The organism is Streptomyces sp. NPDC001568 (genome assembly GCF_042893755.1).
In the GTDB taxonomy this organism is placed as follows: Bacteria; Actinomycetota; Actinomycetes; order Streptomycetales; family Streptomycetaceae; genus Streptomyces.
The window spans coordinates 96,177-114,693 of sequence record NZ_JBIAVF010000006.1; the positions used below are offsets into that span (position 1 = coordinate 96,177).

General features: G+C 73.4%; 17 protein-coding genes and 1 pseudogene. 7 read left to right on the plus strand and 11 right to left on the minus strand.

From position 1 onward, the window contains the following. Positions 1-9: 9 nt before the first annotated feature. On the plus strand, positions 10-1,449 hold the full coding sequence (locus ACFY0I_RS12850) for a lipase maturation factor family protein (protein WP_388893753.1): 1,440 nt from the start codon (positions 10-12) through the stop codon (positions 1,447-1,449). Here the strand turns inward: ACFY0I_RS12850 and ACFY0I_RS12855 are convergent. Together ACFY0I_RS12855 and ACFY0I_RS12860 are read right to left on the minus strand one after the other, a co-directional pair. Continuing rightward, a complete protein-coding gene (locus ACFY0I_RS12855) occupies positions 1,435-2,418 on the minus strand; it encodes an NAD-dependent epimerase/dehydratase family protein (protein WP_388893755.1) in 984 nt (327 codons plus the stop codon). The two genes, ACFY0I_RS12850 and ACFY0I_RS12855, sit on opposite strands and share 15 nt — an antisense overlap. 155 nt (positions 2,419-2,573) lie before the next feature. Further along, positions 2,574-2,744 carry a hypothetical protein gene (locus ACFY0I_RS12860; RefSeq protein ID WP_362877147.1) on the minus strand — a complete coding sequence of 57 codons (171 nt, stop codon included), beginning with the start codon at positions 2,742-2,744 and terminating at the stop codon, positions 2,574-2,576. 325 nt (positions 2,745-3,069) lie between these two features. Here ACFY0I_RS12860 and ACFY0I_RS12865 point away from each other — a divergent pair, with 325 nt between their 5' ends. Next, the gene (locus tag ACFY0I_RS12865; RefSeq protein ID WP_388894403.1) at positions 3,070-3,375 is read left to right on the plus strand and encodes a hypothetical protein; all 306 of its coding nucleotides are present in this window, start codon (positions 3,070-3,072) and stop codon (positions 3,373-3,375) included. A gap of 63 nt (positions 3,376-3,438) precedes the next feature. Here the strand turns inward: ACFY0I_RS12865 and ACFY0I_RS12870 are convergent, their stop codons facing one another. Next, positions 3,439-4,902 carry an SDR family NAD(P)-dependent oxidoreductase gene (locus tag ACFY0I_RS12870; protein ID WP_388893757.1) on the minus strand — a complete coding sequence of 488 codons (1,464 nt, stop codon included), beginning with the start codon at positions 4,900-4,902 and terminating at the stop codon, positions 3,439-3,441. A 146-nt stretch (positions 4,903-5,048) separates the two neighbouring features. Between ACFY0I_RS12870 and ACFY0I_RS12875 the strand changes: the two genes are divergently transcribed. Then, positions 5,049-5,174: a hypothetical protein gene (locus ACFY0I_RS12875; protein ID WP_388893759.1), complete on the plus strand. Its 126-nt coding sequence runs from the start codon at positions 5,049-5,051 to the stop codon at positions 5,172-5,174. Between the two features lie 337 nt (positions 5,175-5,511). After that, positions 5,512-6,246, plus strand: a pseudogene (locus ACFY0I_RS12880) (DMT family transporter); the annotation flags it as partial. Positions 6,247-6,348: 102 nt separating this feature from the next. Here the strand turns inward: ACFY0I_RS12880 and ACFY0I_RS12885 are convergent. The 7 genes from ACFY0I_RS12885 to ACFY0I_RS12915 form a co-directional block, all read right to left on the minus strand. Further along, on the minus strand, positions 6,349-7,773 hold the full coding sequence (locus ACFY0I_RS12885) for a transglycosylase family protein (RefSeq protein ID WP_388893761.1): 1,425 nt from the start codon (positions 7,771-7,773) through the stop codon (positions 6,349-6,351). Positions 7,774-8,312: 539 nt separating this feature from the next. Continuing rightward, positions 8,313-8,930: an aspartate/glutamate racemase family protein gene (locus tag ACFY0I_RS12890; RefSeq protein ID WP_388893763.1), complete on the minus strand. Its 618-nt coding sequence runs from the start codon at positions 8,928-8,930 to the stop codon at positions 8,313-8,315. Continuing rightward, entirely contained in the window at positions 8,924-9,265 is a 342-nt protein-coding gene (locus tag ACFY0I_RS12895; RefSeq protein ID WP_388893765.1) for a GNAT family N-acetyltransferase, read from the minus strand. The genes ACFY0I_RS12890 and ACFY0I_RS12895 overlap by 7 nt, the downstream gene beginning before the upstream one ends. A gap of 14 nt (positions 9,266-9,279) precedes the next feature. After that, positions 9,280-9,699, minus strand: coding sequence for an aspartate 1-decarboxylase (panD, locus tag ACFY0I_RS12900; RefSeq protein WP_388893767.1), 420 nt, complete (start codon positions 9,697-9,699; stop codon positions 9,280-9,282). 155 nt (positions 9,700-9,854) lie between these two features. Continuing rightward, entirely contained in the window at positions 9,855-11,459 is a 1,605-nt protein-coding gene (locus tag ACFY0I_RS12905) for an asparagine synthase-related protein (protein ID WP_388893769.1), read from the minus strand. Beyond that, positions 11,456-12,598 carry a cyclophane-forming radical SAM/SPASM peptide maturase GrrM/OscB gene (gene grrM / locus ACFY0I_RS12910; protein WP_388893771.1) on the minus strand — a complete coding sequence of 381 codons (1,143 nt, stop codon included), beginning with the start codon at positions 12,596-12,598 and terminating at the stop codon, positions 11,456-11,458. The genes ACFY0I_RS12905 and grrM overlap by 4 nt, the downstream gene beginning before the upstream one ends. After that, a complete protein-coding gene (locus ACFY0I_RS12915; protein ID WP_388893773.1) occupies positions 12,595-13,446 on the minus strand; it encodes a hypothetical protein in 852 nt (283 codons plus the stop codon). Before ACFY0I_RS12915 ends, grrM begins: the two co-directional genes overlap by 4 nt. A gap of 459 nt (positions 13,447-13,905) precedes the next feature. Here ACFY0I_RS12915 and ACFY0I_RS12920 point away from each other — a divergent pair, with 459 nt between their 5' ends. Next, on the plus strand, positions 13,906-15,651 hold the full coding sequence (locus ACFY0I_RS12920; protein ID WP_388893775.1) for a CATRA system-associated protein: 1,746 nt from the start codon (positions 13,906-13,908) through the stop codon (positions 15,649-15,651). Further along, the gene (locus ACFY0I_RS12925) at positions 15,644-17,398 is read left to right on the plus strand and encodes a CATRA conflict system CASPASE/TPR repeat-associated protein (protein WP_388893777.1); all 1,755 of its coding nucleotides are present in this window, start codon (positions 15,644-15,646) and stop codon (positions 17,396-17,398) included. Before ACFY0I_RS12920 ends, ACFY0I_RS12925 begins: the two co-directional genes overlap by 8 nt. Positions 17,399-17,509: 111 nt before the next feature. Here ACFY0I_RS12925 and ACFY0I_RS12930 read toward each other — a convergent pair whose 3' ends face one another. Further along, entirely contained in the window at positions 17,510-18,019 is a 510-nt protein-coding gene (locus tag ACFY0I_RS12930; RefSeq protein WP_388893779.1) for a hypothetical protein, read from the minus strand. Between the two features lie 100 nt (positions 18,020-18,119). Between ACFY0I_RS12930 and ACFY0I_RS12935 the strand changes: the two genes are divergently transcribed. After that, on the plus strand, positions 18,120-18,491 hold the full coding sequence (locus tag ACFY0I_RS12935; protein ID WP_388893781.1) for a hypothetical protein: 372 nt from the start codon (positions 18,120-18,122) through the stop codon (positions 18,489-18,491). Positions 18,492-18,517 lie beyond the last annotated feature (26 nt).

Sequence of the window (18,517 nt, forward strand, 5' to 3'; positions counted from 1 at the left end):
CTGGAGGGGATGGACTGGTTCACCGCTCCCGAATACTGGCCGGCCCGGATCGTCTTCCAACGGGCCCTCGCCGGCGTCTACGTCCTCGCCTTCGTCGGGGCCGCCCTGCAGTTCCGGGCGCTGATCGGGGCCCACGGCATGCTGCCCGTCCCGCAATACGTGCGGTACGTGCCCTTCCGCCACGCGCCGAGCCTGTTCCAACTCCGCTACTCGGACGCTCTCTTCGCCGGCTGTGCCTGGGCCGGCGCGCTCCTCGCGGCGGCGCTCGCGGCGGGGGCCGGGGACAGGGTCCCGCTGGGCGCGGCCATGGCGATGTGGGCCGTCCTGTGGCTGCTGTACCTGTCCATCGTCAACGTGGGGCAGACCTGGTACTCCTTCGGCTGGGAGTCGCTGTTGCTGGAGGTGGGCTTCCTCGCCGTCTTCCTGGGCAACACCCGGACCGGGCCGCCCGTCCTGGTGCTGTGGCTGCTGTGGTGGGTGCTGTTCCGGGTGGAGTTCGGTGCAGGGTTGATCAAGATGCGGGGCGACGCCTGCTGGCGCAAGCTCACCTGCCTCTACCACCATCACGAGACGCAGCCCATGCCGGGCCCGCTCAGCTGGTTCTTCCACCACCTGCCGAAGCCGCTGCACCGGGTGGAGTGCGCCGCGAACCACGTGACCCAACTCGTCGTCCCGTTCCTGCTCTTCACACCCCGGCCGGTGGCCTCGTACGCCGCTGCCGTGATGATCGCCACCCAGCTGTGGCTGGTGCTGTCCGGCAACTTCGCCTGGCTGAACTGGCTGACGATCACGCTGGCCCTGTCGGCTCTCGACTTCACCCGGATCACCGGAGCGCCGCCCGCCGCCGCCTCGCGCGGAGCGCCGATCTGGTACGTGGTCCTGGTGTGCGTGGTGACCGTGCTGGTCCTGGTGCTGAGTCGGCACCCGGTCGCCAACATGATCTCGCGCCGCCAGGTGATGAACCGCTCCTACGACGGACTCCACCTGGTCAACACCTACGGGGCCTTCGGCTCGGTCAGCCGGATCCGCGAGGAGGTCGTGGTGGAGGGCACCGACGACCGGACGCCCCGCGAGGACGGCGCGTGGCGGGAATACGGCTTCAAGGGCAAGCCGGGTGAACTCCGGCGGATCCCCGGCCAGTTCGCCCCCTACCACCTGCGCCTCGACTGGCTCATGTGGTTCGCGGCGCTCTCCCCCGGCTACGCGCGGGACTGGTTCGGGCCGTTCGTCGAGCGGCTGCTCGCGGGCGACCGGGACACGCTGCGGCTGCTGCGCCACAATCCCTTCCCGGACGCCCCGCCCCGTTTCGTGCGGGCCCGGCTGTACCGCTACCGGTTCACCACCCGGCGCGAGCTCCACGAGACGGGCGCGTGGTGGCACCGCACGCTGGTGCGCGAGTACCTGCCACCGACCCGGCTCACGGACGCAGCCCTCTCAGAGCCCGAGTAGGGCCGCCTCCCGCTCGGCGGATATGCCCTTGTTCGGGCGGTCGGGCCGGTGCGGGGCGACGCCGCCGATGCTCCGCAGCCAGGCCCAGGTGTCCGCGGCCGTCTCCTCGACGGGTCGGCACGTCAGGCCCGCGTCGAGCGCCTTGGTGACGTCCCCGCCGAACATGAAGTCGTGCAGCTCGCCCTCGGGAAGCCAGATCGGCAGCTCCGTCCAGGGCTCGATGCCGGCCTTCTCGATCACGGCGTCCGCCGTCCAGCGAGGCTCGACCGTACCGCCGGTGGCGGCGGCGCACGCCGCGATGAGGCCGCCCATGGTGGCATGGCCCCTCGGGGACACCAGGTCGTAGGCACCGGCGCGACCGGCCGCCGCGGCGTCCAGGGTCCAGCGCGCGAGGTCGCGGACGTCGATGTACTGGAGCGGCAGATCGGGGCGGCCGGGGGCCAGCAGCGGGCCGCCGCGGGCCACCCGGTTCAGCCACCAGGGCAGCCGGCCGACGTTCTCGTACGGGCCGATGATCAGGCCCGCCCGGACCAGCAGCGCACGGTCCCCGAAGGCGGCCTCGGCGGCCAGTTCGCCGCCGCGCTTGTCCTCGGCGTAGGCGATGGCGTCCGCGTCCGCGGATCCCTCGACGACCGGGCCGGCCTCACCGAGTCCGGCGGGCGAGGGGTAGACGTACACCGAACGGCTCGAGATGTACGTGTACTGCCCGGCCCGGCCGGCCAGCAGGCGGGCACTGTCGCGCACCGCGGTGGGGGCGCCGCTCCAGGTGTCGACGACCAGGTCCCACTCGCCCTCGGCGAGGGCGGCGAGCCCGTCGGGGGTCGTACGGTCCCCGTGGAGCGCGGTCGTGCGCGGCGGAGCGGCGTGCTGACCGCGGTGGAAGACGGTCACGTCCCAACCCCGGTCGAGGGCGTCCTCGACGATCGCACGCCCGACGAATTCGGTACCACCCAGCATCAGCAGTTTCATGGATCGAGACTGCACGGGCGAAGGTCGGCCGGGGAAGTGGTGATCGCCATCAGCGATCACGCCCAGGGCGGACGCGGAACGGGAACTCCACTCGCGCCGCGCCCCCGTCGCTCATCGGCGCGGGGGCGCGGACCGGTGCCCCGGTCGGGGGCGATCTAGTCGATGCCGGGCAGGATGTGGGGTTCGGCCAGGTCGTCCTCGTAGCCCGCCAGCCTGATCGGCGCGGAGCGTGCCCACACCTCGAGGCTGCCGAGTTCGTCGGACTTCGTGTGCGCCCCCCGACCCGTTCGCTCCATGGTCTGTTCGGGCTTCTTCGTCTCAGTCACCGCGCACTCCCTTGTGTCGCGTAACCCGGCGAGCACTACCGCACGCCGGAGATAGGGAAATATAAGAGTTTCCGGACGCGGTGGCGCCTTGGTGGAGCGGTGCCCGGGTGGGGCTCCTTGCGGATTAGGTTACACATATGAGCGGGGCCCCGCTCGATGGAAGGGTAAAATCCACGCTGGACCGCATGTTTTCGCCCAAAGTTCAGTGAGTCGTACGCCGGCGAGTCGCCCCGGACCGATCTGCTCGACGGCGGGCGCGGGAACGACGGAAGGAGCGGCGGTGACGGTGGCGGACGTGCCGGAGATCGGCAGTGTCGACGAGCTGATGGAGCTGCTGGACACGCACCGGGGCCGCGATCACGGGCTGCGGACGGCGGCGCTGCTGCGGCGCTCGCACCCGTCCGACAAGGAACTCCAGGTGGCCGGACTGCTGCACGGCCTGGCCGGTGAGGTACGGCCGCTGCTGGGCGCCCGCGTGGCGGGCCTCGCCCGGCTGCGCCCGGCCCCGGACGTGGAGACCCTGCGCCAGGCCTCGGAGAACGCGGCGACCGCGGGCCTCGACGCGGGGGTGATGGACGACTGGCGTCCGGTCATCGAACTGCTCGCCGCGCGCGTGCGCGGGACGGGCTGACCACGCACCTCGGGAGACGCCTGTGGGGCCCGCCGGACGGCGGGCCCCACAGGTCCGGTCGGTCTACCAGTTGGCGGGGGAATAGTCCTTGAGGAATACGCCGAACAGGTCCTCGCCGAGCTCGCCGCGGACGATCGGGTCGTAGACGCGGGCGGCGCCGTCGACCAGGTCCAGGGGGGCGTGGAAGCCCTCCTCCGCCAGACGGATCTTGTCCGGGTGCGGGCGCTCGTCCGTGATCCAGCCCGTGTCGACGGCGGTCATCAGGATCTGGTCCTTCTGGAACATCTCCTGCGCGCTGGTGCGCGTCAGCATGTTCAGCGCGGCCTTCGCCATGTTGGTGTGCGGGTGACCGGCGCCCTTGTAGCCGCGGCTGAACACCCCCTCCATGGCGGACACGTTGACCACGTAGCGTCGCCCCGCCTCGGCCGCGGCCATCGCCGGCCGGAGCCTGCTGATGAGGATGAACGGCGCGGTGGAGTTGCAGAGCTGCACTTCGAGGAGCTCGACGGGGTCGACCTCGGACACCGTCTGGATCCAGCTGTTCGTGTCGTGCAGGTCGGGGACGAGGCCGCCCGCGTCGATGGCGGTGCCCGCCGCGATCCGCTCCAGGGAGGCCGAGCCGGAGACCAGCGCGAGCTCGGTGACGTCCTGGGCGCTGAGCTTCTCGCCGGAGCCGGACGTCAGGGCGGCCACCCGGTCGACGGTGCCGCTGCCGAAGGTGCCGATGACCTCGGCGGAGGGCAGTTCGCCCGCCGGGAGCGGCGCGTTCTCCGCCGCGACCAGCTCGCTGTAGGCGCCGGGGGAACGGCGTACGGTCTGGGCCGCGTTGTTGATCAGGATGTCGAGCGGGCCCTCGGCGGCGACGGAGTCGGCGAGCGCGACGACCTGGGCCGGGTCGCGCAGGTCGATGCCGACGATCTTCAGGCGGTGCAGCCATTCGGAGCTGTCGGGCATCGCCTTGAAGCGGCGGATCGCGTCGTTGGGGAAGCGCGTGGTGATCGTGGTGTGCGCGCCGTCGCGCAGCAGCCGCAGCGCGATGTACATGCCGATCTTGGCGCGGCCACCGGTGAGCAGGGCACGCCGGCCGGTCAGGTCGGTGCGGGCGTCGCGGCGCGCGTGGTTGAAGGCGGCGCAGTCCTGGCAGAGCTGGTGGTAGAACGCGTCGACCTCGACGTAGCGGGTCTTGCAGATGTAGCAGGACCGCGGTCGCTGGAGTATTCCGGCGATCGGGCCCTTGGTGGCGGTCGTCAGGGCGTTGCCCTGGGTCTCGTCGTCGATCCGTTCGGCGGAACCGGTCGCGGTCGACTCGGTGACGGCCTTGTCGTTGGCGGTCTTGGCGGCGCGGCGCTCCTGGCGGCGGCGCTGCTTGACCGTGCGGTAGAGGCCGGCGGTGGCGCGGCGTACGGTGATGGCGTCCGGGTGGTCGACGTCCAGCTTGTCCAGCTCGTCGATCACGCCGAGGCAGAGGGCAAGCCGCTCGGGGTCGATGCCCGGCCCGTATGCGTGGTTGTCTTCGGTCACCGTCATGGCCGCTGCCGTTCCTCGTTCGTCCGCGTCCGCGTGCTGCGGAAGTCCCCAAAACCGCCACTGTACGGAGCCGACGCGCCGGGAACCAAACCCGCGCCCGTGCGCCTCACGCACCGCGAGCGGAGCGTCACGATATGGATGGTTTCATGACGCTCCGCATCCCCCGCGTCGTCGAGCGCGACCACGCGCGCGCCCTGCCTCGGGGCGGCTTCTCGCCCGGCGCCGAGGGGTGCGCGGCGGGAAGGTCGTGCACGGCGACCTGGCGCGGATGATCGACGAGTTGGCGCCCGCGGCGCAGGTGGCGCGCCCCCGAGGGTGACCGGGTGGACAACACGGTCGCCGCGCACTTGGACCGGGTGCGCCGGGCGCCGCACGCGGACCGGCCCCTCGGGCCGGCCCTGGTGGTCGGGGCCCGGTTCGACCCGGACACCGGGAGGTCGCGTTCCGGCCGTGAGGCGGGGGCGTGCGGGAGCCCGTGTACGTACTGCTCGCGTATGAGCGATGACTCGGCGTACTCCTCCTGGTGTATACCCGGAGGATGACTCGGACGGCGATCATGACACCTCTGGGCGGATGAACGGGCCGTCGGGCTGAGGCATGGTGGATCTCATGAGTGCCTTGGCCTTGTCGGTTCTGCTCTGCCTGGTGTCGGCCGTCGCGTACGCGGGCGGCGCGATCGTCCAGGAACGTGTCGCGGCGACCTCGCCGGGCCGTGGTTACGCGCCCCTGCGCCGGGCCGGGTGGTGGGTGGCGGTCGGGCTGAACGGTCTCGGCGCGCTGCTGCACGTGATGGCCCTGGCGTACGGCCCGCTGAGCCTGGTCCAGCCCCTCGGCGCGCTGACGATCGTCTTCGCGCTGCCGATGGCGGCCGTGTTCGTACGCCGCCGGGCGGGTGCGGCGGCGTGGCGGGGCGCGGTCATGGCGACGGCGGGCCTGGCCGGGCTGCTCGCCCTGACGGGTGGGGACGGCGCCGGTCGGCAGGCCTTCGTCGGTGGGGAACGGCTTCTGCTGCTGATGGTGACGGGGACCGCGGTCGCGGCGCTGTTCGTGGCCGCGCACCGGGTGGTCCGGCCGGTGCTGCGCAGCGTGTTGCTGGCCGCGGCGGCCGGTACGGCCTTCGGGATGGGATCGGTGTTCACCAAGTCGGTGGCGGAGGGCTTCGCTCCGGACGCCCTGGCCGTGCTGTGGCCGGACCTGGCGGCGATCGCCCTGCTGGCGGCGTGCGGACTGCTGCTGTCCCAGGCGGCGTACCGGGGCGCCGGGCTGACCGCGCCGCTGGCCACCGTGACGGTCGTCAATCCGGTGGTCGCGGCGGCGGTCGGGATCTCCCTGTTCGACGAGGGCTTCCGCTACGGGGCCGCCGGCGTGCTGGCCGCGGCGGCCAGCGGTGTGCTGGCGACGGCCGGCCTGATCCTGCTCACGGCCGTGCCGCCGCACGTGCGGGGGTCAGATGCGGACTCCGTGCCCGCGCAGGTACTTCAACGGGTCGATGTCGGAGCCGTACCCGGGAGCCGTACGCATCTCGAAGTGCAGGTGGGGGCCGCTGCTGTTGCCCGTCGAACCGGAGCGGCCGATGCGCTGGCCACCGGAGACCTGCTGCCCGGCCTTCACACCGAGCGCGGAGAGGTGGGCGTACTGGGAGTACCGGCCGTCGGAGTGCTTGATGACGACCTGGTAGCCGTAGGCGCCGGCCCAGCCCGCCGACAGGACCGTGCCGGGACCCACTGACTTGACGGTGGTGCCGGTCGGCACCGGGAAGTCGACGCCCGTGTGGTAGCCGCTGGACCACGACGATCCGGCGACCCGGTAGGCGGTGCCGAGGCCGGCGTCGACCGGCGCGGAGAATCCACCGGCGGCCGGCTGCTGGACCGGCTTCGCGGCCGGCTTGGAGACGGGCTCCGGCTTGGGCTTCTCGGCGGGCTTGGCCTGCTCGGTGGGCTTCGGCTTCTCGGTGGGCTTCGGCTTCTCCGCGGGCTTGCTCTGCTCGGGGGTCGGCTTCGGCGCCGGCTTGGCCGCGGGCCTGCTCTGCTCCGGAGCGGGCGCTGCCGGCTCCACGGGCTTGACGGGCTCCGCGGTGCGCGGCGGCTTCTCCGGGTTCTGGACGGGCGGGGCGGTGGTGATCCGCAGGGTGAGCCGCTGCCCGGGGAAGATCAGGTTGGGGTTGCCCCCGACGGTGGCCCGGTTGGTCTCGTACAGGGCCTGCCAGCCGCCCTCGACGCGCTGGTCGGTGGCGATGGCCGACAACGAGTCGCCGGGCGCGACGACGTACGGGTTCGGCAGGACGGACGTCCCGGTCGGGCGGGGCAGGGCGACCGGCGGGCCCGTGGTGGCCTTGGTCGCCTGGATCCGGTCCTTGGGCGCCTGGGACTCGGGGGCCTGCGACTGCTGCGCCTTCGGCGGAGCGGGCTTCTGTGCGGCGGGCTTCTGTGCGACGGGCTTCTGTGCGACGGGCTTTTGCGGCGTGGCCGTCGAGCCGAGGACGGGCGCGGGGCCGCTGCGGCTGAGTCCCGCCTGCGGGCCGCATGCCGGCCAGGCCTTGGGCCCCTGGCCCTTGAGGACCTTCTCGGCGACCGCGATCTGCTGCTCCCGGGTGGCGAGGTCGGCGCGCGGCGCGAAGACCGTGCCGCCGAACTCCCGCCAGGTGCTCTGGCTGAACTGGAGCCCGCCGTAGTAGCCGTTCCCGGTGTTGATCTTCCAGTTGTTGGTCGACTCGCAGTGGGCGACCTTGTTCCACGTGTCCACGGAGGCCGCGTTCGCGACTCCGGCGCCGATCAGCGGTAGGGCGATCCCGGCGCCACCGGCGGTGACGGCGAGCGAGGCCCGGTTGATGCTGCTCGGCTGATACCGGCGGTGCCGGCCCCGTACACCCATGGGGAGCCCCCTCGAAGACATCAGGAACCGCACAACCTAACGGCGTGCCACATTCCTGACAAGGGCCACAACCGGCCGCCCTCAAGGGGAAGTTGACCGCTACCTCCGGCTCCGTCCGGCTTTCGTCCGTACGTCTTCCGGCCGACCTCCGACCGACCTCCGACCGGCCGTGCGCGTCGCGGCGCGTCGCGGCCGGCCGCTCCGGCCGCTTAGCTCAAGGGACCGGGCTGCGGGATCGGCGCGGGCCCGGGCGGCGGGGGCACCGGGTCGGGCTCGGGGACCGGCCCCGGCACGGGGGGTGCCGGGCGCGGCATCGGCGGGGGGCCGGGGACCGGCGGGCTCGGCACGGGGACCGGGTCGGGGCCGGGTACGGGGGGCTGGGTCTGCTCTGCGTTGCGCACCATGAGTCCCACCTTCCCCCGATCCGGCGAGGCACGCCCCCCGAATCCGCGGCGAACCGGCGCGGTCGACGCGGCCCCGACCGGATCCCCCGTCCACGTTCACCCGAACGGGGGAATCCGCCGGAGTTTCGGCGCGACCTACAGGCTCATACCGGCGGCGAGGCCTCGGCGCGGGCTGGTGAGCACGGGCAGCCGGGTGCGTACCAGGGGCACGGCCCCGACCATGGAGGCCTGGGCCAGGACGATGACGTCCGCATCGGTGACGGAGTCCGCCGCCGCCGCGACGGCGGCGGCGGAACCGGCGTCGTCGCCGGCCTCGAACAGCGCCCAGGCCCCGTCGACGAGGTGCGTGCGGACGGACACCGGCCGGCCGGCCGCGACCTCGGCCAGCAGCTCCGCCGTCGGGGCGAGCGTCGACTCCACGGTGGCCAGTACGGCGACGCGCGGGCCGATCCGGACGGCCTCGGCGGCCATCGGACGGTCCACGCGCAGCACCGGGACGCCGAGCGCGGGGGCGAGGGACTCCGCGACCGCCCCGATCGTCGAACAGGTCACCAACACCGGCCCGTCGGCGCCCCGGAGCCGCGCCAGGAGGTCCTCGACCACCGCCCCGGGACCGTGCGCCCGGGCCCGGTCGAGGAGTTCCGGGGCCACCAGGTGCCGCAGCGCGGCCTCCGGATGGTCCTGCTCGCGCAGGGCGTCGAAGACCGGGACGTGGACCGGTGAGGTGTGCAGCAGTGTCAGCCGTTTCACCACAGTTCGGGGTCACCCTTCAGCTGCGCCTTGGCTGCCGCGACGACCTCGGCGGGGGCTTCGGGCGCCTCGTCGGGGTGTTTGGCCGCCCAGCTCGCCGCGTAGGGGCACAGCGGCACGACCGGAACGCCCTCGGCGGCGGCCGTCCCGTAGAAGTGCCGCACCAGCTGCCCGGCGATGCCCTTGCCCTCGTGGCCCGCCTCGACCACGGTGTGCACCGCCACCAGGGCGTGGGGCGCGTCGGCCAGCACGAAGTAGGCGATGTGCCCGACCGTCCCGCCGCCCTCGACGGCCAGCAGCCGTCCCGCCGCGCGCTCGTCCCGCAGTTCGATCGTCATCGTTCCCCGCTCCCTCAGCCGGCCACTGCGTGCGGGCTGCGCCGCTGCTCCGTACCCGGTACCGGGGCGGACGGGTCCGCGCCCAGCTCGATGATCCTGTTGTCGGCGTCGACGTGAACGACGCGCGGCACGAGCGCCCGCGCCTCGGCGTCCTCGACCTGCGCGTAACTGATCAGGATGACCAGGTCTCCGGGGTGCACCAGGTGGGCGGCGGCCCCGTTGATCCCGATGACGCCCGAGCCGCGCTCACCCTCGATGACGTACGTCTCCAGCCGCGCCCCGTTGGTGATGTCCACGATGTGCACGAGTTCCCCGGGCAGCAGATCGGCCGCGTCGAGCAGATCGGCGTCGATGGTGACGGACCCGACGTAGTGCAGGTCGGCCTGGGTCACCGTGGCCCGGTGGATCTTGGACTTGAACATGGTACGAAGCATGCGGAAACTCCCGGATTGTCTGCTCCCTGCCCGCTTTCCGCAGGTCAAGGGCGGTCTCCGCAGCCTACAACGAGTCGCCCGTCCCGGTCAGCTCCCCGGGAGTTCGGGGGCAGGCCCCCTGTCGGGCCCGCCGCGCGCGGCGGCGCCTCACGTCCTCAACCCGTACGGGTCGGGTTCCGGCACCAGCCGGCCAGGGCGGCCAGGGCGAAGGACAGGTGGGGGCGCGCCGAGGACCGGGCCTGCTCGCGGATCAACTGCCCGACCAGTGAGGGGTCGATGAACGGGGCCAGTCCCCCGGCATCGACCCGGGCCAGCTCCGCCATGAGTGGGCTTTCGGTGCGGAGCGGCACCTGGTCCGCGTAGAACGGGGTGTCCGGCGGGCACGGTCCGCGCAGCCAGTAGCGGGGCGGCGGCCGGCGGGAGGTGGTGGGGCCGTAGCGTTCCTCGGGGTAGCGCAGGAGCGCCGGGTGGAGGCGGTCGGTGGCCCAGCGGTGCCAGCGGTCGCCCAGTTTCCAGTGGCGGGGCAGTCGCTGGACGGCGTCGCTCCAGTGGGGGTCGAGCAGCGGGACCCGCCAGCGGGCGCAGGTGCCGATGGCCGCCAGGTTGACGGCGATCTTGCGCTGGCCGTACTGCGTGCGGAAGAACGCCTCGGTGGCGGCGAGCAGTGTTCCGCGCCCGGCGTCGGAGTCCGGATCGGGGTCCACGGCCCGGGAGATGGCCGATCGGATGCGCTCCTCCAGGGCCTGCGGACGGAGTGCTTCGCGGAGGTCGTCCGCGAGGCGGTGGTGTTCGGTGGGCAGGAACGGGTCGCCCCCGCCGGCCGCGAGCAGGTATCGGGGCGCCTCCGGGGCCGGGCGTACGGACAGGGGCCAGGCCCGTCGGCCGATGGCGGGCAGGTGATGGGCCCGGGCCAGCTCTCCGTGGTAGCCGAAGAGGACCGGCTCGGTGCCGGCGTCCTCGGCCACGTGGGCCATGCCCGCCCAGTTGCTCAGGGGCAGGAGTCCGTCCGTCGCCCTCGCCGTACGCTCGGCCCCGGCCACGAGCGGGCCCGGGGCGACGGTGTGCACCTGGTGGGGCAGGCCGAAGTCGCGGGCGATGGCGAGGGCGACCGTGCGGTCGAAGGAGCCCGGCACGCCCGAGATGAGCAGGCGCGGCCGGATGCCGTCGGCGAGCAGGGCGGCGAGCAGCAGGCGGGCGTCGAGGCCGCCCGACATCGACAGGGCGCACGGGACGTCGGCCGCGGCGCGGACGGCGGTGCGCAGCGCGGTCAGGGCGAGGTGGGCGGTGTCGGTGGGCGACGCCGGGGCGTCGGCCGGGCGGGTCGCGGCCGGTGGGGTGAGCAGGGCGGGGGCGTCGTGCGGGAGGGTCACGACGGCTCCGGCCGGGACCCGGCGGACATCGGCGTCGAGGGTGGCGTCGCCGAGCGGGTGCCCGTGCACCAGGTGGTCGGCGACGGCCTCGGCGTTCCAGCGCGGTTCCCGCCCCGCTGCGGCCAGTACGTCGGCCAGGCAGGCCCCCTGGGCACGGGGTGCGCGGGTGTCGTAGAAGTGGGCGACGGCTCCCGACCGGGACACGAGGACGAGGTCCCGGTCGGGGTACTCGGCGGTCACCGCGAAGTGCCCCGGCAGGTCCGCCAGGGCCGCGACGGACGCGGCGTCGGCCGGTGCGCCGGCCAGCGCGGCGCGGACGGTCGCCTCGGAACCCCGGGGGCAGTGGCCGCGGACCGTGATCCGGGGGCCGCCGGTCGACCGGTCGTTCACCGCGGCGCCGGTTCCAGCGACTCCAGGACGACGTCGGCGACGGCCATCACCCCGAGGGAGCAGAACCGGGTCCGGGTGGCGGCCAGGTCTCCGGTCTCGGCCCACTTGTTCGCCGGGGCGCCTCCTCCGCACAAGGCGTAGTAGGGGCAGGTCCGTTCGCAGTTCGCGCGGCCGCGCTCGACGTCGGAGGCCATCCGCCGGAAGGGGTCGGGCCAGTGGTCGAAGCGGAAGCCCGGGTCGGTCACCCGGCCGGCCACGAAGTCCCCGTAGGTCTCGCTGGTCCAGCCGAAGAGTTCGGGGGAGAACGAGGACACCCTGCCGTCGACGCCCACGGTGACGATGGACAGGGGTTCGTTCTGGGTGTTGCGGACGGGCAGGTCGTTCTCCAGGACGTGACGCCGCATGTGGACGAGCTCGCGCACGTCGATGCCGGTCCGCCCGGACCATGCGGCGACCTCGCGCAGGAACGCCCGGTATTCCTCCTCGAATCCGGCGGACCGGTGCAGGGTGGACGCGTTGCCCCCTTCGGTCTCCTCGGGGTTCAGCCCGAGCGAGCGGGGGGCCAGCTCCGCCATGAAGTCCAGGTACGCGCGGGTCCGGGAGAGGGTGACCGGGGTGATCACGGAGATCACGTCGTAGGGCAGCCCCGCCTCGGTGAGGTGGGCCACCCCCTTGAGCGCCCGGGCCAGCGTGCCCCGTCCGGCGCGGGTGCGCCGGTAGGCGTCGTGGACCTCCTCGGGCCCGTCCAGGCTGACGCCGACCCGGACCCGTTCGGTACGGAGGAACTCGACCCAGGCGTGGTCGAGGAGGAGGCCGTTGGTCTGGAGGGAGAAGCTCAGCCGGGTCCGTCCCTCCAGTTCGCGGCGCAGTACGGCGTGCGCCTCGGCGTAGAACGGGCGCGGCGCGGTGAGCGGTTCGCCGGCGTGCCAGCGGACCTCGACCTCCTCGGCGAGCAGCCCGCTCCGGGCGAGGGCGCGTGCGGTGGCCCGCACGGTGGCCAGGGGCATCACGGTCCGTGTGAGGCGGTCGGGCAGGTAGCAGTAGGAGCAGTCGATGTTGCAGAAGCCCGTGGCCTGGAGGACCACTTGACGGATGGGTCCGACCGGCGGCGCGGTGGTGGCGGGCTCCGACGTCGTCACGGTGTGCCCCCTGCGCCCACGAGTGCGGTGGACAGCCTGTTGGCCGTCAGGAAGGAGACGTCCGCCGCGCCCTCGGTGTTCGTGGCGCCGTCGTGCAGCACGTCCTGGGTGTTGACGAGGTACGCCTGCCCGGGCCTGAGCCGCACGCGCAGCACCGGCTGGGAGGGGAAGGCGGCGAAGAACGCGTTCTTCAGGGCGTGGCCGGTGTCCGGGACCTCCCGGCCCGCGTCGGCGAGCATCCTCATCAGGTCGACCGCGCGGAGGTTGACGAAGTGGACCCAGCGGTCGGCGGTGCCGAGGTTGGTCACCGTCAGCAGGAGCGAGCGGTGCCGCTCGGTCAGCGCGTGATCCTCGTGGTTGTCGAGGTGCAGGCCCATGAAGGTCCGCTGCTCGTAGTTGTACGCGGTCGAGACCAGGCCGGGCCGGTGCACGACGCTGTCGGCGGCCCCCTGCCGGGTGCCGGCGGCCCCCACATCGCGCAGTACGGCGCCGAGGATCCGCTCCCGGACCTCCCCCAGGACGGTGCTGCGGTGCTCGCTCCCCACGTCCGGCCCGCCCCGACCGGCCGCCGCGAGCAGCGGCAGCAACTGGTTCTGACAGTGCATCAGGGACTGTGCGTCGAGGCCCAGTACGGTCAGCATCCGGTTGAGCGGGGTGCCGGGGCGGGCGCGGAGCAGCTCCCGCTCGCGGCTGTCGAGGGGGCGCCAGTCGTCCCTCGGGACGACGGCCGTCGGGTCCGCCGCCACGCCGGGGAGGCCGGCCAGCCGCCGCGTACCCGAACTGATCATGACGTCCGACGGACGGAACGCTGCGGAACGGTTGGACAGGGTGATCCCGGTCGTCAGCATGCGGACTCCAGTTCTGGGGGTCCCGGGACCGCTCGGGGCGCGGTCCCGGGACAGCGGTCGGGTGGTTGTCAGTCGCCCCAGGTCGAGTAGACCGACTGGCAGGATCCGCGGCTCGCGGACGGGTGTGCGGCACGGATGCGTTCCACACGGTCCGCGACGGACCTGACTTCCCCGGTGGCGACCGACACCGAGACGGGGCCGTCCGCGAATTCGGTCAAGGTCTGCAGGTGTGAAGCCAGTTCGGTTCGCCGTTCAGTCGCCGGCATCTTCGACTCCTTGGTGAGGTGGGTGTGTCGACCCCACGATTCGACCCGTCGGCGCGCTTCCCCCACAAGGACCGTCCCGCACCCGAGGCGCTTCCTCTCCGCTTCCTCCGCGCTTCCACCCGCCCCGCCACCGACCGCTCGTTAAACTGGCGTGAGGTTCAAGGGAGTTGGGACGGATGGCGGCGAGGGCCACGTGGAGAATCTCCGACTGACACTGTTCGGACGGGCCCGGGTCCGCCTCGGGGAGGACCGGATCGCGCCACCCCCGCTGACCACCGCCGTCCTGGCCCGGCTCGCCCTCGGGCGGGGCGAGCCGGTGTCGGTGGACGAGATCGCCCACGACGTGTGGGGCGTCGACGTGCCGACGCGGCGCGGTGACCGGGTGGCCGTGCAGAAGCACGTCCTCGCCCTGCGCCGACTCCTCGGGCCCGGCTGCGGCGGTCGCGGCGACGAGGTGATCGTCACCGAGCCGGGGCGGCCCAGCGCGTACCGGTTGGTCCTGCGGACGGAACAGCTCGACCTGTGGGAGTTCCAGGCCCTGGTCGCGGAGGGCCGACGGCTGCCCGCCGCCTCGGCCGTCAGCGTCCTCGCGAACGCCCTCGCCCTGTGGCGGGGCCGCCCCCTCCAGGACGTCGAGGGGTACGACTTCGCCCGGAAGCCGGTGGGGCACCTGCGGTCCCTGCGGGAGTCCGCCCAACGGGACCTGCTCAGGGCCTACATGAAGGTGGGGGACGATTCGGCCGCCCTGTCCGTCGGCGAGGAGCTGGCCGAGAGCGTCGCCGGGGACGCCGAACTGGGCCGTACGCTGTCCGCCCTCCGCGACCGGGTGCGGGAGGCGGGTGGGGCCGGCGAGGCCGTGCTGCGGCGGGAGTTCCCACTCCTCAGAACCGCGGTGGCGCTGGTCGCGGGCGACCTGTTCGACCAGTCGGACGCCGACCTCGTGATCGGGTTCAGCGACACCTTCGACACGGCCACCGACGACCGGGTGATCAACCGGGACAGTCTCCAGGGCCAGTTGCTGCACGCCCTGTTCGACGACGACCGGACCCGGCTCGACGGCGAGCTGCGGCGCGGGCTGCGCCACCTGCCCCGGGTCTCGGTGGAACCGAGGTCGCGCAAGAGGGTCGGCAAGCTCACCCGGTACCCGATCGGGACGGTCGTCCCGCTGTGGGCCGGTGATCGGCAGGTCTTCGGCGTCGCCTACAGCCGGATGGGCAACGACCTGGTCGCCACCTCGTCCCTCGAGGACCTGGGGTCGAGCCTCGACCGCCTGTGGAACCACGCGGCCCGGCACGGCCGGCGTCGTCCCCTGGCGATGGGCCTGGTGGGATCCGGGCTGGCGCGCATCGACGGCACGACGCCCCCGGAGCTCCTGACGTTGGTGGTGCGCTCCTTCTTGGCGCGCGCGCGAAGAGGCGTGATCTGTCCGGAACTTCGCCTCGTGGTGCGGCCCGGCGACATCGCACGGATCGAGCCCGCCGCCATCGCGGATTTCCTCCGCGCGCAGTCCGATGGTGCGAGAATCGAAGGCCTTCGGCCGGACGGACGGGAGGGACCCCGCACGATGTCCTCAGATGACGAACTCTCCGCGGCGCAGGGCGGATCGAAGGATTACGCCGACGCCATCGAGGTGCTGGCCGGCTGTCTCAAGTGGCGGCTGCCCGGGGCGGATTGGTCAGTGGTGCGGCGGGCCGTGGAGGCCTTGGCGAGCGCCCTTCGTGACGGGTCCGACGAGGACTTGAGGGACGCCACGACCGCTCTGGAGGACGCGGCGCCGTCCCGGGTGATCAGGTCCGGATCGGCGCCCGAGGAGGAGGGCGCCGATCCGGACCTGCACGAGCGCGTCACCATGCTCCTGCACGACCTCGTCCACCGCGCCGCGCAGCACCCGGCGGACGGGCCGTCGACTCCCGGTCCCGGCGGATCCGTCGGTGCCTGAGGGCGTGCGCCCGGGGGCGGGAGCCGAGGAGCTCCTCGACGAGCACCTCGTCCTGCACCTCTTCGCCCCGCTCGACGGTCCGCACGCCGCCGCGGCCTACCGCGCGGTGGCCGACATCTGGACGGCCTGTCGGCACCTGTTCGCGATGGATTCGCCCCTCCCGGGCACGGGGCTGCCCCGCGACCTTCCCGCGACGGCCGCCGAGCTGCCCCCGGCCGAACCCGGCACGGCGGGCACCCGTACGGTGGCCGCCCAGGAACGGCCCGATGACGACTACCAGGCCGTACTGCGCCGCCATCACGACGTCCTGTCCCTCTCCGTGGCGCTGGCGCCGCGCACGGAACGGCCCGGGTGGCGGCTGCTCGAACGTCAGTGGAACGCGGTCTCCCACGGCAGGACCGCCCCGCTGATCGGGGAGACCCGGGTCCGGCTCGCCCGACTCGCGCGGCCCGTCACCCAGGACGGCGCGGTCGCGGCGGATCCCGTCGCGGTCGTGGCCGGGCCGGCCGCCCGGCTGCCCGAACCCCCGCGCGATCCGGCGTGGCAGCGGCGCGGGGCCGTCGTCCGCGAGCGGTTGTTCATGTGGGAGCCCGATCCGGGCGCCGACGAACGCCCCCGACGGGACATCCTGCTGGTGGCCGGAGCGGACGACGAGGCTCCGGCCAGTGCCTGGGCCTGGTCGTCGGGCGGCACCGGCGCGCCCCCGCTCGCCCGGTACCTCCTGCACGCGGCCAAACTGCGCTACCAGTTGCGCGTCTGGCGCCGGGACGGCCGGGCGGGGCTGCTGCGCGAGCTCATCGAGGAGGCCACCGAACGCGCCGCCGCGGGGCGGTCGGGATGCGGTGAGGTGGGCGACCCCGCCCTGCTGATCGCCGAGGCCCGCCAACTCCTGCCGAGGTTGCGCTCGTTGCGCCGTACCGTGGACATCGCCGCCGACAACATGGCCCGGTCCCTGGGCGGTACGCCACCGTACGCGGGCTTCCTCGCCGACGACCACGCGCTCGCGAATCGGCTGCTCGCGGCGCTCGACGACGAGACGGGCTACCTGACGGACGCCATGGACCGCTGGGAGGCCACGCCCGGAGCGGGGCCGGGGGCGGTGCCACTGCCCCGCGTCCCGGAGACGGCACCCGAGCCCGGCCCGGCGCCCCGGGTCGGGGCCGCCGCCCCGCGGAGCCCCGGCTGCCCCGACCCGCACGAAACGCGCCGCAACGTGTTCGTCGTCCACGGACGCGAGTCCGTGGTGCGCGCCGGAATGTTCGCCTTCCTGCGCTCCCTCGGTCTGAACCCGCTCGAATGGGAGAGCGTCGTGGAGTCCACCGGCGGCGGCAGCCCCTTCCTCGGGGAAGTGGTCGCGCAGGGCATCCGCCGGGCCGCCGCTGTCGTGGTGCTGCTGACGCCGGAGGACGTGGTCCAGCTCCACCCCGGGCTGTGCGACCCCGGCGATCCTCCGGAGGAGACCTCGATCGGCATGCAGGCACGCCCCAACGTCCTGCTCGAACTGGGCATGGCCCTCGCCCACGCCCCCGAGCGCACGGTGATCGTCCGGGTCGGCGCGCACCGTCCCATCGCCGACCTGGCGGGCCGCAACTTCATCCAGCTGGCGGACACCGCCGCGTGCCGCCGCAAGATCGCCCAACGGCTGCGGGTGGCCGGGGCCCTCGTCGACGACAGGGGTCAGGACTGGCTGACCGAGGGCGTGCTGTCCGCCCCCGAACCGTCACCCGTCCGGATCCCGGCGCCCTGAGACCGACGGTGTCCCGGGCCGGTCAGGGATCGCTGTGGACGAAGGTCGACCACCGGGTGCGCGTGCGCCGGGCCCCGATCCGCGGGGACGGTGTGCGGCGCCCGCGCGGGGTCAGTGGCCGGCGGCGACCTTGACCGCCGCGACCGCCGTGCCGATCGCGGCGTCGATGCCGCCGGCCAGGAGGGCGAAGGCGGTGCCGCCGCCCATGCGGATGCCGCCGTAGCAGCCCCAGGCGAAGAGGGTGGCGACGTTGACCCCGGCCGCGGTGAGGAGGGCCGTCTCGACGTGCATCACGTCGAGGGCCGCGAGGCCGATCAGGATCAGCGGTCCGACCGCGGACAGCAGGAGCGGGCTGCTGACGAAGAGCATGGTGCGCAGCTCCCGGCCCCGGGCGAGGGCGCCGTGCGTCACCCGGTGGGCCTGCTGGTCGGCGACGAGCGAGGCCAGCCACAGGCCGGCCGAGGCCGTGATCACCGTCAGGGCGGCGCCGAGGGCGTCCACGTGGCCGCTGCCCGCGAGCCCGACGACGACGGAGATCATGGTGATCGTCGCGTAGAGCCGTTCCTTGAGGTGGGCCGCTGCCGTGCTCGGGTCCACCTCGTCTGCCGTGCGTTGCGCCACGGGGTCACCGTACGGCGCGCCCCCGGCGGAGCGGGGGAACCACGCCGGCGGCCCCGCACCGGGCAGGGTTGGGGCGCCCGCGTCTGGGCAGGCGCCCGCCATGACCTTCGAACACCCCTCCGAAAAGGGCGGCAGAGGCAGGCTCGGCCGTTTCGAGAAGCTGGCCGAGCTGGCCTCCAACTTCACCAGCTCAGCCGGCTTCTCCGTGCTCTGCGTCGGACTGGTGGTGGCGTTCCTCGTCGTCCACGCCCTCCACCTGCCGGTGATCTGGCAGCACTTGGTGGGGGACGCCATGGCGGCGGTGTCCTTGCTGCTGCTGTCGCTGTTGAAGAATTCCGAGCGCCGGGCCGAGCACGCGATCCAGCAGAAGCTCGACGCCATCGCCGCGGCGCTGCTGGAGCAGCAGGAGGGCAAGGGCGGCCAGGCGCACGAGGACCTGCGACAGGCCATCCGCGTGGAGGAGCGGGAGTAGTGGAGGAGCGGGAGTAGCGGAGCAGG

Coding starts and splice junctions, on each gene's coding strand:
- ACFY0I_RS12885 (WP_388893761.1), bottom strand. CDS start 7,773: ATGGGTGTACGGGGCCGGCACCGCCGGTATCAGCCGAGCAGCATCAAC.
- ACFY0I_RS12915 (WP_388893773.1), bottom strand. CDS start 13,446: ATGCTGACGACCGGGATCACCCTGTCCAACCGTTCCGCAGCGTTCCGT.
- ACFY0I_RS12865 (WP_388894403.1), top strand. CDS start 3,070: ATGGAGCTGCTGGACACGCACCGGGGCCGCGATCACGGGCTGCGGACG.
- ACFY0I_RS12875 (WP_388893759.1), top strand. CDS start 5,049: ATGACGCTCCGCATCCCCCGCGTCGTCGAGCGCGACCACGCGCGCGCC.
- ACFY0I_RS12855 (WP_388893755.1), bottom strand. CDS start 2,418: ATGAAACTGCTGATGCTGGGTGGTACCGAATTCGTCGGGCGTGCGATC.
- ACFY0I_RS12870 (WP_388893757.1), bottom strand. CDS start 4,902: ATGACGGTGACCGAAGACAACCACGCATACGGGCCGGGCATCGACCCC.
- ACFY0I_RS12850 (WP_388893753.1), top strand. CDS start 10: ATGGACTGGTTCACCGCTCCCGAATACTGGCCGGCCCGGATCGTCTTC.
- panD (WP_388893767.1), bottom strand. CDS start 9,699: ATGCTTCGTACCATGTTCAAGTCCAAGATCCACCGGGCCACGGTGACC.
- ACFY0I_RS12895 (WP_388893765.1), bottom strand. CDS start 9,265: ATGACGATCGAACTGCGGGACGAGCGCGCGGCGGGACGGCTGCTGGCC.
- ACFY0I_RS12935 (WP_388893781.1), top strand. CDS start 18,120: ATGACCTTCGAACACCCCTCCGAAAAGGGCGGCAGAGGCAGGCTCGGC.